14 protein-coding genes and 1 pseudogene are annotated in these 15,311 nt (G+C 69.9%); 7 read left to right on the forward strand and 8 right to left on the reverse strand.

What is annotated here, in order from left to right; all coding sequences use genetic code 11:
* Positions 1-219: 219 nt before the first annotated feature.
* The 4 genes from AB0D53_RS28615 to AB0D53_RS28630 all read right to left on the reverse strand — a co-directional run bounded on the left by AB0D53_RS28615 (position 220) and on the right by AB0D53_RS28630 (position 3,740).
* The gene (locus AB0D53_RS28615; RefSeq protein WP_362451763.1) at positions 220-789 is read right to left on the reverse strand and encodes a YdeI/OmpD-associated family protein; all 570 of its coding nucleotides are present in this window, start codon (positions 787-789) and stop codon (positions 220-222) included.
* Positions 790-1,169: 380 nt separating this feature from the next.
* Positions 1,170-1,895 (reverse strand): FAD:protein FMN transferase, encoded by a 726-nt coding sequence (locus AB0D53_RS28620; RefSeq protein ID WP_362451914.1) that lies wholly within the window; start codon positions 1,893-1,895, stop codon positions 1,170-1,172.
* 34 nt (positions 1,896-1,929) lie between these two features.
* Positions 1,930-2,367 (reverse strand): FMN-binding protein, encoded by a 438-nt coding sequence (locus AB0D53_RS28625; protein WP_362451765.1) that lies wholly within the window; start codon positions 2,365-2,367, stop codon positions 1,930-1,932.
* Positions 2,368-2,378: 11 nt separating this feature from the next.
* Positions 2,379-3,740: a ferredoxin reductase family protein gene (locus AB0D53_RS28630; RefSeq protein ID WP_362451768.1), complete on the reverse strand. Its 1,362-nt coding sequence runs from the start codon at positions 3,738-3,740 to the stop codon at positions 2,379-2,381.
* 169 nt (positions 3,741-3,909) lie between these two features.
* Here AB0D53_RS28630 and AB0D53_RS28635 point away from each other — a divergent pair, with 169 nt between their 5' ends.
* Both AB0D53_RS28635 and AB0D53_RS28640 read left to right on the forward strand, forming a co-directional pair.
* Positions 3,910-4,644 carry a response regulator transcription factor gene (locus AB0D53_RS28635; protein ID WP_362451770.1) on the forward strand — a complete coding sequence of 245 codons (735 nt, stop codon included), beginning with the start codon at positions 3,910-3,912 and terminating at the stop codon, positions 4,642-4,644.
* A complete protein-coding gene (locus AB0D53_RS28640; RefSeq protein WP_362451773.1) occupies positions 4,641-6,107 on the forward strand; it encodes an ATP-binding protein in 1,467 nt (488 codons plus the stop codon). Before AB0D53_RS28635 ends, AB0D53_RS28640 begins: the two co-directional genes overlap by 4 nt.
* 244 nt (positions 6,108-6,351) lie before the next feature.
* On the opposite strand, the gene AB0D53_RS28645 is transcribed toward AB0D53_RS28640, so the two are convergent.
* Entirely contained in the window at positions 6,352-6,759 is a 408-nt protein-coding gene (locus AB0D53_RS28645) for a hypothetical protein (RefSeq protein WP_362451776.1), read from the reverse strand.
* Between the two features lie 621 nt (positions 6,760-7,380).
* Here AB0D53_RS28645 and AB0D53_RS28650 point away from each other — a divergent pair.
* Positions 7,381-8,010, forward strand: a complete 630-nt coding sequence (locus tag AB0D53_RS28650; RefSeq protein ID WP_362451778.1) for a class I SAM-dependent methyltransferase — start codon at positions 7,381-7,383, stop codon at positions 8,008-8,010.
* A gap of 545 nt (positions 8,011-8,555) precedes the next feature.
* Here the strand turns inward: AB0D53_RS28650 and AB0D53_RS28655 are convergent.
* Entirely contained in the window at positions 8,556-9,356 is an 801-nt protein-coding gene (locus AB0D53_RS28655) for a DUF6585 family protein (RefSeq protein WP_362451780.1), read from the reverse strand.
* 203 nt (positions 9,357-9,559) lie between these two features.
* Here AB0D53_RS28655 and AB0D53_RS28660 point away from each other — a divergent pair, with 203 nt between their 5' ends.
* Positions 9,560-9,952, forward strand: a complete 393-nt coding sequence (locus AB0D53_RS28660; protein WP_362451782.1) for an SgcJ/EcaC family oxidoreductase — start codon at positions 9,560-9,562, stop codon at positions 9,950-9,952.
* A 571-nt stretch (positions 9,953-10,523) separates the two neighbouring features.
* Here AB0D53_RS28660 and AB0D53_RS28665 read toward each other — a convergent pair.
* Positions 10,524-11,033, reverse strand: a complete 510-nt coding sequence (locus tag AB0D53_RS28665) for a DUF4232 domain-containing protein (protein WP_362451784.1) — start codon at positions 11,031-11,033, stop codon at positions 10,524-10,526.
* Positions 11,034-11,557: 524 nt separating this feature from the next.
* On the opposite strand from AB0D53_RS28665, the gene AB0D53_RS28670 reads away from it, so the two are divergent.
* On the forward strand, positions 11,558-12,892 hold the full coding sequence (locus AB0D53_RS28670; RefSeq protein WP_362451786.1) for a protein-arginine deiminase family protein: 1,335 nt from the start codon (positions 11,558-11,560) through the stop codon (positions 12,890-12,892).
* Here the strand turns inward: AB0D53_RS28670 and AB0D53_RS28675 are convergent.
* Entirely contained in the window at positions 12,832-13,686 is an 855-nt protein-coding gene (locus AB0D53_RS28675) for an alpha/beta fold hydrolase (RefSeq protein WP_362451788.1), read from the reverse strand. The two genes, AB0D53_RS28670 and AB0D53_RS28675, sit on opposite strands and share 61 nt — an antisense overlap.
* 494 nt (positions 13,687-14,180) lie before the next feature.
* Between AB0D53_RS28675 and AB0D53_RS28680 the strand changes: the two genes are divergently transcribed.
* Positions 14,181-14,624, forward strand: coding sequence for a nuclear transport factor 2 family protein (locus tag AB0D53_RS28680; protein ID WP_362451791.1), 444 nt, complete (start codon positions 14,181-14,183; stop codon positions 14,622-14,624).
* Positions 14,625-14,835: 211 nt separating this feature from the next.
* Positions 14,836-15,065, forward strand: a pseudogene (locus AB0D53_RS28685) (transposase); the annotation flags it as partial.
* Between the last annotated feature and the right edge of the window lie 246 nt (positions 15,066-15,311).

Raw genomic sequence — 15,311 nt, forward strand, 5'->3', positions numbered from 1 at the left:
GCGTGCCAACCAGCCTGTCCACCTGCTCGAAAAAGCGAGGCGTGCGAGGAACCCCGCTCCGGACCGCGCCCAGCGGCGGGCGCATTGCGACGCCTGCATCGCGGCCGGCTTCCCGTCGGGCGCCCCCATTCCGGGCCTCTACGCCGCCGACGGAACCGCCTGATCGGTCTGACGCGCTGACACTGCGCCTCTGACCGGTCTGAGGTGCTGACGCTGCGCCTATCCCTCGGCGGCCAGCGCCCGCACCGCGCGCTCCACTGCGGCTTGGCGTCCCTCGGGAGTTCGGGCTTGGAGCAAGGGCAGAAGCACCAAGTACTTCGCGGTCTTGTCGAGTGCCGCGAAAACGCTTGCCGCCTGGGCATCCGCCGTCAGCGCCGCCGCCAGTTCGTCAGGCACCGCGGCGGTCGACTGCGGCGCGTATGCAGCGGCCCAACGTCCGTCCGCCTGCGCCTTGCGTACCTCCACCAAGCCCGGCTCCCGCATCCGGCCCGCGGCCGCCAGCGCGGCAACCTTGTCGACGTTGACCTGCGACCACAGACTCTTGGGGCGCCGTGGCACGTACTTCTGCAGGTAGTACGAAGCGTCGAGCGACCGGCGCTGACCCGAGATCCAGCCCCAGCACAGCCCCACGTCGACCAGTTCGTCGGCTGTCACGGACGCGATCCCGGAGCCTTTCTTGGCAACCTTGACCCACACGCCGTCGTGCCGTGCGTGGTGAGCCGCCAACCAGCCGTCGAACGCCTCGCTGTTCGCGAAGGCCACGACCTCAACACCGCCGATCTCGTCCATGGCCCCATGGTATGCGGCCACCGGCCCGGTGCCGGGCCATGCGTTCCGATCCACCTCGCCCCGGTGTTCAGGCTCGACGAGAAGACCGAAGTCGGTTGACCGCGCCCGGAGTTCGGCGACGATGTTGCTGCACTCCTGGAGTGTGCGGCCGTAGTGGTCGAGCGAGGGGAACGGGTTGCCACCTGATCGGGCAGACCTGCAGTGTTCCGGCGTCTCTCAAACGCATGCGCTCAACGGACCGCGAGGTTCGGTCACGGGCGTCTGACGAGTTCTACGCGGCGGCCCACCACCAAGGGGACGTGGCTCCGTGCACCACTGCGAGCCTGTCGTTCCTGTGCGGCACGACGGGTAGCACCACGGTCAAGGGGAGGATTCACGCTTCACGACTCATGCCGATGGAATCCTGATGTGCGCCATTCCCTGCCGTCCGGCAGGACCGCGAGGGCTTCGTAGCCGTCCAGTGCTTCTACCCAGCTCTGCGCGCCGTCACCCCGGGCGAAGGCGGCGGTGGCGTAGGTGTCGGTCGGCGTCAGGCGGGGCCCGACGAGGGTGAGCGAGGCGTACGCGGTGGCTGGTGTGCCCCGGTGCGGGTCGAGGATGTGGGCGCCGCGTTCGGCGGTGCCGGAGGTGGCGACGGCCAGGTCGTGGTGGGCGGTGATGACGGTGGCCAGTTCGCCGGGGCGCAGCGGGTGGGCGATGCCGATGCGCCACGGGGTGCCGGGGGCTGCCCGGCCGCGGAGTTGGAGGTCGCCGCCGCCGTTGACGCAGGTGTGGTGGGCGCCTGCGTCGTGGAGGAGTTGGGATGCGGCTTCGGTGGCCCAGCCTTTGACGAGCCCTGAGGGATCGAGGGTCCCTGCGGGGACGATGCTGAACCAGCCGTCGCTGGCATGGGTGGCTCGTGCGCACAGGGACAGGACTTCGTGGACTTCGGGCGGGCAGTCCTGAAGGCGGATCTCACCGCGGTCGAGGCGGCTGATGTGGCTGTCGGGCCGGTAGGTGGAGAACACCGCGTCGACCCGGTGGAGGTGGCGCACGGCCTCGGCGAGAGCACGGTGGATGGCGGGGGTGGGCTTGTCGCGGATGTCGAAGGAGAAGACGGTACCCATGACGTGTTCGACGTGACGCAGTCCGGGATCGGTGTCATGCACGGGCCTGGTCCAGGGCACTCTGGAGGGACTGCGTGTAGCCCTGGCTGGTGTAGCTGGCGCCGGAGACGGCATCGATGTGGGCGCTCTGGGCCCCGATGGCCTCCTGGGTGAGGCGGGGCAGTGCGTAGGAGGCGATCTGCTGGTCGCGGCCGTTCCGGTCCGGGGCCCGGAGGACCTTGACGGCGGTGAGCTTTCCTCCGGAGAGGGTGGCGGAGACCTGGACGGTTCCGTACGGGGTGTCGATGGGATCGCCGGTGAACGTGCCCGTCCCGGCGGGCGTGCCCGGCGGGGTGTCTGCGGAGGTGTGCGAGGTCGTGGGGGAACGGGGAGGGGTCACCCCGGCCAGGGCGGGGAGCTGGTGGGGCTTGAAAGCAAGCAGGGCGACGGTGAGGGCACTGATCCCCGTGGTCGCGAGGACGGCTCGGCGCATGACGTTTCTCCTCAGAACGTGAACGACTCGTGGTGGATGCGTCGGGCCGGGACACCGGCCTCGCGCAGAGCCTGGACCGCGGCCTGTGCCATGCCTGGGGGACCGCAGAGGAAGACGTCGTGCGCGGCCAGATCCGGCACCAGCGCGCTCAGGCTCCGGGCGGTGAGAGGAGAGGAGTACCCGGCCGGTTCGTCGACGACGTAGTGGACGGTGGTCCGCCGGCGGGCGGCTATCGCGTCGAGCTCACCTCGCAGGACGAGGTCGTCGGTGCGGCGTGCCCGGTGGACGAGGGTCACCTGGCCCGGGAGCGTCTCGAACAGCGAGCGCAGCGGAGTGATGCCGACGCCGCCGGCCAGGAGCAGGACCTTGGGGGCGGTGCGGCGGCCCGCGGTGAAGCCGCCGTACGGTCCCGCGGCCCACACCCGGATGCCCGGCGTCAGGCGGGCGAGTGCGGCACTGTGGCCGCCGGCGGCCTTCACCGTGATGCGCAGATGGTGCGGGTGTGCTGGTGCGGAGAGGGAGTAGGGGTTGGCGGTCCACCACAGGCCGGGGGCCAGGAAGCGCCAGCGCAGGAACTGCCCCGGCTCGCCGCCCAGCTCGTCCAGGTGGTCGCCGGTGAGGTGGACGGAGACCACGCCCGGCGCTTCGGGGCGCACCTCGGTGACGCGCAGATGGTGGCGCAGTCCGCGCCGTACGGGCACGGCGAACCGGTACCAGACCAGCATCACCGCGACGCCGAGGAAGAGTGTGTACCAGGCCACCTGGGCGAAGCGGTTGCCGACGAAGTCGGCTCCGTCGGAGAGCTGGTGGCCGAAGGCGAGGAAGACGGCCAGATAGGTGGCGAAGTGCAGATAGTGCCAGGTTTCGTAACTGAGCCTGCGCCGGGCCGCGCGGGCCGAGAGGGCTCCGACGGCCAGGAACAGCAGGAAGCCGGCCGTGCCCTTGAGGAGGTCGGGGTAGTGCAGCACGAGCATGGAGGTCTGGCTCATCATGTTCGTGTGGGACGCCAGGGAGTAGCCCCAGATGATCAGCAAGGTGTGGGCGAGTGCCAGGGAGACGGTGCAGCGGCCGCCCCAGGCGTGCCAGCGGGCGAGCCGGTCGGTGCCGATCGTGTGGTCGAGGAGCGGGATGCGGGCCATCAGGGTCAGCAGGACCGCACAGGCGTAGCCGGCCAGGAGGCCGAGGATGCGCCCCGCGCCGGTGAGCCAGCCCGCCGGGCCGACCACCGAGGTCGTATCGCTCCACCACAGGGCCAGCACTCCGGCGGCGCCCGCCCAGATGGCCAGCGGGGCCAGGACCGGCACGACGCTGCGGTGCGCGCGCCGGTGGCGGATCCCACGGCTCGCGTACGTGGTGGTGAACGTGGTGGTCATGGGCTCCTCCGGATGAGGCTCGCTCCGGTGTTGGGCGGCCAGCCTCACAGCCCGACCTCTGTGTACCTTCTGAAACAGCCCGGCAAGCCGCCCTCGGTGCCGGTTCAGAGGAAACTCAGAGACATGGCCCGCCCCGCCGCGGCCTGCTTCGAGGAATGCTGAAGGAACCATGGACGAGCCACGTACGACATCACTTCTGCATCATGCCGACGGAGAACCCGTGCGGGTCCTCGTCGTCGACGACGAACCCGACGTCACCGACGTCCTGGCCGGAGTCATGACCGGCGAGGGCTGGCAGGTCCGCACCGCTGCCGACGGTGCGACCGCGCTCGCGGCAGCCGGTGATTTCCGGCCCGACGCGGTGGTGCTGGACTGGATGCTCCCGGATCTGGACGGCTTGCAGGTCCTGCGTGCCCTGAGACGTGAGGCGCCCGGCGTGTGCGTCCTGTTCCTGACCGCGCGCGATGCCGTCGAGGACCGTATCGCCGGTATCACCGCGGGCGGCGACGACTACGTCACCAAGCCCTACAGCCTGGAGGAAGTCCTGGCCCGGCTGCGCGGGCTGCTCCGCCGGGCCGGAATGACCGCCCAGACGGGCAGGAACGGGCTCACCGTCGGGGACCTCACCATGGACGAGGAGGCCAGGGAGGTCAGACGTGGCGGGGCCATGGTCGATCTGTCCCGGACCGAGTTCGAACTGCTGCGGTTCCTGATGCGCAACCCGCGCCGGGTGCTGTCCAAGGACCAGATCCTCGACCGTGTCTGGGCCTACGACTTCGGCGGCCGCGCCCACATCGTCGAGCTCTACATCAGCTACCTGCGCAAGAAGATCGACGCCGGACACACCCCCATGATCCACACGGTGCGCGGCGTCGGCTACGTCCTCAAGCCGGAAGCGTCGTGAGAAGCCCCCTCCCCCGCACTCTGCACGGCCAGCTCACCGCCGGACTCGTGATTCTGCTCGCCCTCGCCTGCTTCACCGTCGGCGTCATCACCGCCCTCGCTCTGCGCGGCTTCCTGATGGGACGCCTGGACGAACAGCTTTCCGCCTCCGGCGGCCGGTTCGCCGCCAGCCTGGAACACGAGGCAGAGCCCGACGCCGACAACCGCCCCGACACCCGCGGGCAGGCCGAATCCACCTTCGGTGCCCGCCTCCTGAACGGTGCCGTCACCCAGGCCGCCGTCGTCGACGACGCCACCGACCACCCTCTTGCGCTCGCCTCCCGGGATCGCCGCGCCCTGGCTGACATCCCTGCGGACGGAAACGGGCACAGCATCCGCCTCTACGCTCTGGGCGAGTACCGCGTCACGGCTGCCCCGGGCGACGACCAGGACACCTTGATCACCGGACTGCCCCTCCACCCGGTGGAAGAGACCGTGCACCGCCTCGAAGCCGTCGAAGCCGTGTTGTTCGGCACCGCACTCGTGGCCACCGGCATCGCCGGCGCCCTGTGGGTCCGGATCTCACTGCGTCCCCTCCAGAGAGTCACCGCCCAGGCAACGGAGGTGGCCGGCCTGCCGCTCGCCAGCGGCGAGGTCGCCATGCCGGGCCCCCTCCCCGACACCGACCCGCGCACCGAGGTCGGCCAGGTCGGCACCGCCCTCAACCACATGCTCGGCCACATCGAGGACGCCCTCACCCGCCGCCAGGCCGGCGAGGAACGCCTCAGGCACTTCGCTGCCGACGCCAGCCACGAACTGCGTACCCCCGTCGCCAACATCCGCGGCCATGCCGAGCTCGCCCTGCGCCACCACGGCCCCGTCCCCGCCCAAGTCCGCCACGCCCTGGAACGCATCGACGGCGAATCACAGCGCATGACCCGCCTCGTCGACGACCTGCTCCTCCTGGCCCGACTCGACGCCGGACGTCCTCTGGAACACGAACCGGTCGACCTGACCCTGCTCATCCTGAACGCGACCGACGACGCCCGAGCCGCCGGCCCCACCCACCACTGGCTCCTCGACCTCCCCGAAGAACCCGTCACCGTCACCGGAGACGCCCACCGTCTTCAGCAGGCCATCGGCAACCTCCTCGCGAATGCCCGCACCCACACCCCGCCCGGCACCGAGGTGACCGTCACACTCGCCGCTGATCGGACCGGCGTCTCCGTGGACGTGAGTGACAACGGGCCGGGCATCCCCGAAGAGCTGCAGCCCGAAGTCTTCGTCCGCTTTGCCCGCGGCGACCACGCCCGCTCCCGCAGTACGGGGAGCACCGGGCTGGGCCTCGCCATCGTTCACGCCGTCATCACCGCCCACGGCGGAACCGCCACCGTCACCAGCAGCCCCGGGCGCACCGCCTTCCGCCTCGTGCTGCCCGCTGGTGTCGTCCGGCCCGGCCGGCGCACCGATGGATCAGGCTCGTGATCAGCCCCGTATCAGGGAGCGGCAGTGGCAGAAGCGGTGGGCAGGCCCAGTCCGGGCCCGGTGGCGTCCGAGGCGAGCCTGCTCGCCGGGCACCGCGGCCGCCCTGCCTGCGTCGGGGCGCGCCCGGGCAGCTGCGGCAGCAGTGCGCCATGCGCTCCCAAGGCCATCAGCGGCAAGCTCGTCGGACACCCTGCGGACTCTGCTCGGCGAGGCCGCCGACGGCCCCCGGCATGCCGGTCTCATCTCAAACTGAAGCCTTGGCTCCGCCAACGCTGAACCACCCGGGCCGCACCTCGACCAGCAGAGGGTTCAACGACTCCAGCGCGGAGCGCAGATCATGCTCCGTGAGGTCGAAAGGCTCGGGCAGACTCTGCCCGTAGAGGCGCAGCCGCCAGAGGTCGAAGATCTCCGCCCCGTCGGCCGTAAAGTCCACATCGACCTCAGAGCCGTCCTGGTTGATGAAGAGGCAGCCTGCTCCGTGGACGCTGTAGGAGCAGGTGCCGACTTCACCGCTCCGGCTGATCCGGTGCGAACGGACCAGGCCGAGCACGTCCGCCAGCCGCTCCATCGGAGGGAAGGCCACCCGCATGGCCTCGCCGGCCGAGTCGAGAGCATTGACGTAACCCATCACCAGGTCTCGCGCCGTCGTCACGTGCGCCCCTCCCCTGCTGTACCCCCGGCATACGTGTACGAGGGGATTGTTCCACGTGGGCTGCCGGCGCCTCCGCCGTCGGCATGCCGACACGATCGATGTGCCTCGCCGTCGAGATCCTTCGCTGCCCATGGTCAAGAGCAACTTTCCCATCTCCTGAGGCAGTTCTTCGGCCACCGGGGCGAGCCGGTGTGCGGACGGGAGGAGCGCCGTGCTGCTTCGAGGGCGTTCTGGCTGCTCGTGCTGCTTCGTCCGTACCTTGAGCCACGGATCCTCCACCCTTGGCGGGGCCGTTGTCGAACCCTCGGGTCTCCGCGCTGTTGCGGGCCGACCCACTGCGCGCGGTAGGTGTCCCGTCGCAATGGATCTCGCTTCGCGACCATTCCCGACCAGCAAAGATGCGAGGTCCGGGCCGCAGTATGGCGTCCAGCGGCAACGAAAGTACCCGACCAGGAACGGGACTCGGCGGCGGTTGGAACACCGGTGCAGCCGTCGGCATCGGAGCGATCATGGTGTCCAGGGCCTGTCCGTGATCAGGTGGCGGGACAGGCAGTCGCCAGGGTGGGAGTCCGCACGGGGTCGGAGAACGCCTGCGAACCGGCAGGTGTTAACTTCCTTCCCATGGTGGAGCATCAGGACGAAACCAGGGCGGCCTACGACGGGGTCGTCGAGCTGTATGCATCGATGTTCGCCGATCGGCTGGAGACACAACCGTTCGCGCGGGCCATGCTCGGCACCTTCGCCGAGCTGGTGCGCGGGACGGGGAACCTTCGGGCGGCCGACGTCGGGTGCGGGCCCGGACATCTGACGGCCATGCTGCACGACCTGGGGCTGGACGCCTTCGGGCTCGATCTCTCCCCCGCCATGGTCGACCACGCCCGGCGGGCCCATCCGGCTCTGCGGTTCGACGAGGCGCGGATGGAGGCCCTGCCGGTCGAGGACGAGGCGCTCGGCGGCGTGCTGGCCCACTACTCGATGATCCACACCCCTCCTGGTGAACTACCCGCGCTGCTCGCCGAACAGAAGCGTGTCCTGGCACCGGGGGGCCTGCTCCTGGTCTCACTCTTCGCGACCGAGGGCCCCGAGCCGGCCCGGTTCGACCACAAGGTGACGCCCGCCTACAGCTGGCCGGTGGACCGGTTCGCCGAACTGCTGGCCGGGGCCGGGCTCGTCACATTCGCCCGGCTGCTCCACGACCCGGCCTCCGAGCGGGGCTTCCTCGATGCCCACTTCCTCGCCCGCCTCCGCTAGGGCGACCTCGGGGGACATCGCTACGGTCGGCTATCGGCGAGAACGATCACGGGTTCTATCTGCGCATACACGCGCTTGAGCGGGACTGGACCCGAAGCCTCTCGCGCAGGTCGATCTCCTCGACGGCAGCGGATCCGGAGCCGGTTGAACTGGCGGAGCGGGCGGTCGGGTCGGCCGCGCAACGAGCAATCGTCTTGCGTCGTCGGTGAAGCATGAGGCGCGCTGTCGGCGTAGGCAATCGCCCACCAGGAGCGATGAGCTGAGCTCGAAGCACAACGTCACGCACAACTGCGGTGACAGGGCCTCCTGGACCGCTCTTGACCTCGACAACCCCGAGCTGCTCAGGGGGCCTTGCTGTCATGCGCCCTGCCGGCCAAAACCACCCGACCAGGCACTCTGCTCGATCGAACCTCCCCGTGATCGGCGGGGGTGCGCTTCTCAAGCCGAATGAGACGGTTTGAGACCACGCGTTCTGACGGGATGGTTCTGTTCCTGTTGCGGTTCGATGATCCAGGCCTGCTGCCGGAGCCCCGGCCTTCGCCGGATCAGGCCGGATCGTCCGACTGCGGCTGTTCCCCGGCCTTCTCCTGGCGCATCCTTTCGGCGAGGGCCAGGAAGACCGACAGATTCTTGACCATCTCTACGGGGAGCCTGGCCCACGGCTTTCCGTCGCCGCGCCGATGGATCTCCAGCCAGCCGCGCTTCACCGTGACCCGGCCGACCTCGCGCCAGTCGAGCTGGTGGTCGAGGTACCCGATGCCGGCGGGATCGAGGTGAGCCCCCAGGAAGTCGACCCGTTCGCCCGCCTTCAGCCGGTCGCTGTCCTGCGGCAGCCGTACCCGTGTGAATGCCTTGTCCAGTTCGTCGGCGAACCCGGCGGCCCCCTTGTGCGCGTCGGCCACCGTGATCTCGGCGCCCTCGCGGGGACGCACCCAGAGTTCGTGTGTGGTGGCGCTGGTGATCCCGTTCGTCACTTTGGTGCTGCGCCGCCGAATACTGTCGATCTCGCCCCATGAGTATGCCTCCGGCGCGTGCCCGGCGACCTCCCGGACGATGCCGTGCTGGTAGTGGCCCACCCAGACCTGCGCCTGTCGTCTCGTGAGCGCGAGGAAGAGGAAGTACCCGGCTGTGGAGACCATGGCGGCCCCCAGAATGAGCAGCGGCAGCCCGTAGTACCAGGCGCCATGGCTCCGCTGGCCCTCCACCGCGGCCGAAATCCCCATCTGGAGCAGCGGCAACCCGACCAGCGCCGGCAGCAACACCACGATCCACGGAAAGCGCTTGGGCTCGGTCCACACCAGCCCCTGGCGCGCCCCGAGTTCGAATTCCCGCGCGACTCTGCGCATAGAGGGCGGAACAGGAGTGGAACCACGATCCGACACAAGCCCCCCAAGGCCAGACAGTTGAGGGTCATTATCGGGGAGCGGAGCCCGTACGGGAAGAGCGCCCCGGCCCGGCGCATCGGTTACGCGGATGGCCCCGCGCCCCTCCGGGCGTTCTCACGGTCGACCTTGACCTCAAGTCGACTTGAGGTATCAGAGTGATGTGCATGGATACCGAAACCGCAGATATCAAAGCCATCGAACAGGTCGTCACCGCTGTCGAGCGCGCTCAGCGCGCCAAGGACGTCGAGGGGTTCCTCGCGCTCTTTCACCCCGACGCCCTCTGGACGACCGGCCACGGCAAGGTCCTGATCGGCTTCGACGCGATCGCCGAGTTCACCCGCGCCGTGCTGCCCGCAGCCGTCTGGGACGGTGAGGTCACCTACGAGGCAGTGCACACGCAATTCCTGCGGCCCGACGTGGCGGCCGTCAAGGTTCGGCAGGTCTACCACTCACCAGCGGGCGATACGGAAGGTGCTCCGCTCTACGTCATGACGAAGCAGGATGACGGGCGGTGGCTGCTGCACGCATGCCAGAACACCGAAGTGCGGGTCGAGTAGAACCAGAATGATCACGCGGCAGTGCCGACGCCTCCTCCGTCCGACCCGGCCCGACGCCCTGCCCCGCTGTTCGGCATGGACGCCCCGTAGGGCCCGACGCACCGTTCGATGCCGGTGGGGAAACGGCCCGGGTCGGGCCCGACACCGCACCCCGGTCCGCGCCGTCACCGTCCTCCAGGGCGTCGAAGAGCCGATCGGCAAGCGCGCGCAGGTCGCCGTGGACGGCCTCCGCCTGGGGGCGTGACGGCCACCGGGGACACAAACCCCACCTCACGGTCGGCGAACCGTCGTCTCCCTCTCGGGGCCCACCGTGCCGGATCCGACGGTACCGGCCGATGGCGTCGCCGCCCTGGCCCGGCTCCTCGCGGACCTGGGCCGGGGCGTCTTGTCGAGCAGCGCCTGAACAGGGCCGGGGACGGGAGGCGGAGCATCAGCCACCGCGTCGGCCCCGACCCTGTTCAGGCGGTCCTGGCGGGTTCCTCGGCCGGTCCCGCGTGGGCGGCGGCGGTAGGTGAGCCCCGCCGCCGCCGCCCCGGCACCGCCTCAGGCATACCGAGGGCGCGGAAGGGCGTCAGGCCCCGCGCTCGACCGGACCGATGAGGGTACCGGCGGCCACGCTCAGCCGGCCGTCGGCGAAGGACGTGCCGGGGATCTCGCCGTCCGGGGCCCGCAGTGTGAACGATGCCTCCTCCGCGGCGATGCCGCGGCCGCTGTTGGGGACCTGGATGTCGAAGTGGACCGGGTGTCCCGGACCGAAGGTCACTACGGTTGTCTGGTCGCCGTAGCGGCCGGGGGTGATCCCGACGTCCGAAGCATTGTGCGAGAACCGCACGTCGGTGGGCGAACCGGCCAGCTCACACGGCTCGTACCCGCGCGGCGCCGTCAGTGTCACGCGGTAGTGGGTGTGCCCACTGCTGGCGGGCCCCTCGGTGATCTTCGCGAGGTGATTGGCCGGTCGGCAGGCCGAGGGGGCGGAGCCGTCGGCCGTCGCGGGCGAAGCCTGTGCGGAAACCGCACCGGCGACCCCCGTCATCAGCGCGGCGGTGGCTACGGCGACGGCGATCTTTCGGGTCATGCGCATCCTGAACACTCCTTGCCTTGCTCAATGGTTCTGTGGGTGTTCTCCACCAGAACCATGGTCAGTGCCATTGATGCCCCCTATCCACCGCGGGGAATGTCTCAGGATTGCCACGGCGTGCGGCCAGGAAGCCCGGACCACGATGTACGGGCGGAAGCCTTCGGCGACGGCCGGTGCGGGAGCGGTCCGCCCCCGCTCAGGAAGGCCGACTGGTGCTCGACTGGTGTTATGAACGTAAGGCTCGCCAGGATTGAGGCTCAGCCCTGCCACGAGGGCACGGAGCACTCGTGGCAGGGAAACATCGTCACGGTGGCGTGCAGGTGTCACCGAGAGCCAGGTGGCACCTGCCGTCTGGAGAGGGTCGGCCTGCGTCGCCCTCGGTCGACGTCGGGTGCTGCTCGCCTCGCCGGGCCCGCGCACGTCCCGGCCGGCCGATCCGCCGAAAGGATGAGGCGGCCGTCGTCTCCCGCGCGGGAACCAGCCATCGGGTGGATGCCCGGTCGCGGTCCGTGGCCGACGGTGGGGCCATGGACGACGAAACACTGTTGGCTCTCCCGGCCACCGGCTCCGGCTCCGGCACTGTCGGGCGCCCGCGCCACCGGCTCTGCCGCTTTGTGCCCATGAGCGCGGGTGCACTGGGAACCGCTCTCCCCACGGTCGTGACCGTGACGTTCCCGGCACAACCGGCTCACGCCGCGACTCCCGGACCGGTGATCCGAGCGGATTCGAACCGGGACGGCCTGATCGCTCCGGACGACGACGCCGGCAAGAACACCTGGACCCGCCGCCGCGGTGCGCTGATGCTGCCCAACGTGGACGACGACCAGCGGCGTTGCCCCACTGCGGGCCCCGGACACACACGGTTGCCCGACAATCGCCTGGCGGACTGCAACAATGCCACGGACACCGTGGTCAACGGCCCTGCCGACCTCGCGGACCTCGCGCCGGTGCACATCATCGCCGCCCCGCACGTCATGGCCGGCACCACCGCCACCGTCGCTGCCGATCCGGACTCCCGGAGGCATGTCCGGATCTTCGCCGAGCGCCGTGCCCGTATGGTTCCGCTGAGGCCCGACGAGCGGCTGACCACCGACGAACTGCGCCACGGCGTCCGGCTGGGCGTCGAGGCCGAGGGTTTCGTACGCGGCCCCCAGAAGGGGGCGGGCTTCACCGACATCGTTCTCAAGGCGGAACGCGGTGGCGCCACGACCGAGGACCGGTTACGACCACGGGTCGCGCCGCTCGCGTTCCAGCACGACCTGATGCCGATACAGAACATGATGACGGCTGATCACAGCACCTCGCCGGTCGAGGTGGAGCGCGGCAAGGACTACGACATCGCCGTGCAGCCACGGCCCGTACGACCGGGGGAAGCGGCGTTCCGCCGCGATCTGCGAAGCGGTCTCGACCGGTCCGGGCCGCCCGCCCCGCTGTACAACTACCCCACCGGCGGCGACGTCTGGATGCAGGACCTGTTCAAGGCCGCCTACGCGTCCCTTCCCGCGCCGGGTGGCCGTGAACACCGCGTCACCGTCATCCTGCGGTCCGCGGACGTGATGCCCGGCACGGCCACACCCGCCTTCCCGCTCCGCGCAGGGGGAGCTCTGCGAGTGGGCGGGCAGCTGCATCCCGTAGAGCAGCCGCACCGGCGGAAACCTGCGCGGCATCCGCATCCCAGCCTCTCACCGAGACGATCTGATCAGGCATCAAATACGCCAGGCCCCATGCGGTTTGCACCTGATGGGACGGACCGCCGGGCAAGGGTCGGCCACGCGGGACTGGCAGCCGATGCGCAACCGGGTCAGCCCCAGAACTCCCGCAGGGCGGCGTTGACGACGGCGGGCTCCTGGGTGTGCGGATAGTACCCGGGCACCCGCAGGAGGCGGCCCCCGAGGGAGTCCGTGAGGGACTCGGCCACGGCCATGAGAGGGAGCCCCACGTGCTCGCGGTACGCGGCCGGCGCGCGCTCCCAGGTTCCGCAGATCACCAGAATCGGCAGGGCTGCGCCCCGGATCACCTCCAGCGGGATTTCCGCCTCCCAGATGGGCCGCTCCCTCATGGAGGTGGCAACGGCACGGAGCCGGCGCGACGTGGGCTCGGGCATAGCCATCCCCAACCCCTCGGTGGAAGCGCGCAGATACTGCTCCGGCGTGACGCCGTCCGGGATGCCCGGGGCGCCGTCGCGCACCCGGTCGAGGAGGTCGGCGACCACTGGATGGTGCGCGGCGGCGGTGAAGGCCGAGGGTTGGATGAGGGCAAGGGAGCGGACGAGGTCGGGTCGGCGCGCGGCGGCGATGAGCGCGGCGACGGCGCCGTTCCCGTGCCCCACGAGGTGGGCGCCGCCGAACTCCACGGCGGAGGCCCCGTCACCGAGAACCTCCACGACATCCTCGGCGTCGACATCGAAGTCGCTGCGCGCGGTGTCCGGGCTGTCGCCGTAGCCCCGGCGATCTACCAGGAGGAGCGGTCTGCTGTCCGCGAGGGGCCGCTGCCCGGCAAACCCGTACGTGGAGTCGCTGCCCCAGGTGAAGATGTTGTGGATGAAGAGGGCGGGGGCAGCAGCGGCCGCCGGGGTCACTGGGACAACCGAAGCTGTCGGAGCCCGGCCTCCTCCGGCCCGATCGCGGTCATCCCACACGGTCACGTGCACGGCCATGGGTCACCCTCCCGAAGCTGAGAAACATCGACTCCTGCGAGACTAGACCTCGACCCACGGCTGATGCCTGTGGATGACGTTCGGGAAAGCGAAGGAGCGCCTTGTGACCTGCGACGACGGGATTTCTTCCTGCTTCCAACACGCGTAATCAGCAGAGCACTTCCGAGATGCGGGTCTCCCACACGCCGGTGGCGGTCCCCCGCTGCGTCCAGTAACCCGAATCTGATCGCGCAGGCCGGGCTGGTCCCGGTGATGCGGCCGGCCGAGCGGTGTGGTCTGCCGCGGCCGGCGGCGAAGAAGGTCAAGCCGACCGGGGTACCGCCCGGCTGATCGTGCGCCGGGTCCGCGACCTGGCCAGACCCGCCGTCGCGGGAGAGCAGGGTGAGTTGTTTCGCCGACCCTACTCCAGAGGTAATCGCCTCGGCCCGCCTGTCCTGACACCATTGGCGATCTCTCCGCGTCGGAGGACGCGGAACAGGAAGGAGAGGTCGGTCATGTCCATAGCTGCGCCTGCCAACACACGTACTGTGGTTGAGGAGTTGCTTCGCAGAATCGGCGAGGGTGACCCCGAACGCATCGCCGAACTCTATGCCGAGCAGGCCGATTGGAAGCTCGACTGGCCGGAGACCGAGCACGGCCGAACCGCCACGCCATGGATCCGTCACCGGTCCACCCAGGCCGACGCGGCCGCCCACTATCGCGAGCTTGCCGAGCACCACATACCGGAGCACGTGGCGACTGAGGTCGAGCGCATCCTCATCGACGGAAACGACGCGGTTGTGCTCGGCGAGATCCGCCAGACCGCCCGGCCCACCGGACGTGCGTATCGCGCGCGATTCGCTCTGCATCTCACCGTCGAGGACGGCCTTGTCACCCGGCACCATGTCTACGAGGACAGCCTCGCCGTCGCCCAGGCATTCGACGCGGAGGAAGAGTGAAGGGCCACCAGGTCAATTGCGAGGACGCTGCTCACAGCCGCTCATGGGCAGCCGTTACGAGGACAGTCGCCTCGTAACGGACGACGGGCTTCTCGTAGCGGACGACTGTCGCCCGGCGCCTGTTGAGGCGATTGATGCCGCACTCCACGACGGACGGCCGCCGCGGGCGCCGAGCTTCTTGCGGTAGCGAACCCGGCCGGCCTTGGCCGGGATACTCGCCGCCTGTACCCAGCCGCGACCGGCCCGGTCGCGGGCAGCCGGCCGGCGCCGCCCGTGGGAAGAGCCCGTTCCCAGGACAAACGCACCCCCGCACGTGTCCGCCGCGACCTCCGGCACATCACCCCGCGGGCCACCTGCCCAGCCAGAGCGCCGAAACCCACCCGCCCCGGAGCCGAGCGACCTTCCGGGCGATGGAACATCCGGACCAGGCCGGGCCCGAAGACCGTCACGGAGCGCGTTTTCGTCGGCCCTCAGCAGTGCGATACGTGTACCGCCGGCACAGCGGGAAACCTGCCCGTGTCGTACTCGGCGAAGGAGTCCGGCTTCTTCCAGGAGCACGCGGGCAGGCGCCTGGCCAGGGTTTTCTCCTGTCAGGCGCCTGCCTGCCCTCTCGTCAGGTGCTTTGCCTCGGCTGACGCGATCCCGTTCCTTCATCGACTGCGCAAGGAGACGACCGGCATGCGCTTG

The organism is Streptomyces sp. NPDC048295 (assembly GCF_040652135.1).
Lineage (GTDB): Bacteria > Actinomycetota > Actinomycetes > Streptomycetales > Streptomycetaceae > Streptomyces.

Bases quoted from the DNA above. Each gene is read 5' to 3' on its own strand.
- AB0D53_RS28660 (WP_362451782.1), top strand. From the start codon at position 9,560: ATGGATACCGAAACCGCAGATATCAAAGCCATCGAACAGGTCGTCACC.
- AB0D53_RS28675 (WP_362451788.1), bottom strand. From the start codon at position 13,686: ATGGCCGTGCACGTGACCGTGTGGGATGACCGCGATCGGGCCGGAGGA.
- AB0D53_RS28665 (WP_362451784.1), bottom strand. From the start codon at position 11,033: ATGCGCATGACCCGAAAGATCGCCGTCGCCGTAGCCACCGCCGCGCTG.
- AB0D53_RS28625 (WP_362451765.1), bottom strand. From the start codon at position 2,367: ATGCGCCGAGCCGTCCTCGCGACCACGGGGATCAGTGCCCTCACCGTC.
- AB0D53_RS28655 (WP_362451780.1), bottom strand. From the start codon at position 9,356: ATGCGCAGAGTCGCGCGGGAATTCGAACTCGGGGCGCGCCAGGGGCTG.
- AB0D53_RS28650 (WP_362451778.1), top strand. From the start codon at position 7,381: ATGGTGGAGCATCAGGACGAAACCAGGGCGGCCTACGACGGGGTCGTC.
- AB0D53_RS28630 (WP_362451768.1), bottom strand. From the start codon at position 3,740: ATGACCACCACGTTCACCACCACGTACGCGAGCCGTGGGATCCGCCAC.
- AB0D53_RS28670 (WP_362451786.1), top strand. From the start codon at position 11,558: ATGGACGACGAAACACTGTTGGCTCTCCCGGCCACCGGCTCCGGCTCC.
- AB0D53_RS28680 (WP_362451791.1), top strand. From the start codon at position 14,181: ATGTCCATAGCTGCGCCTGCCAACACACGTACTGTGGTTGAGGAGTTG.
- AB0D53_RS28635 (WP_362451770.1), top strand. From the start codon at position 3,910: ATGGACGAGCCACGTACGACATCACTTCTGCATCATGCCGACGGAGAA.
- AB0D53_RS28620 (WP_362451914.1), bottom strand. From the start codon at position 1,895: ATGGGTACCGTCTTCTCCTTCGACATCCGCGACAAGCCCACCCCCGCC.
- AB0D53_RS28615 (WP_362451763.1), bottom strand. From the start codon at position 789: ATGGACGAGATCGGCGGTGTTGAGGTCGTGGCCTTCGCGAACAGCGAG.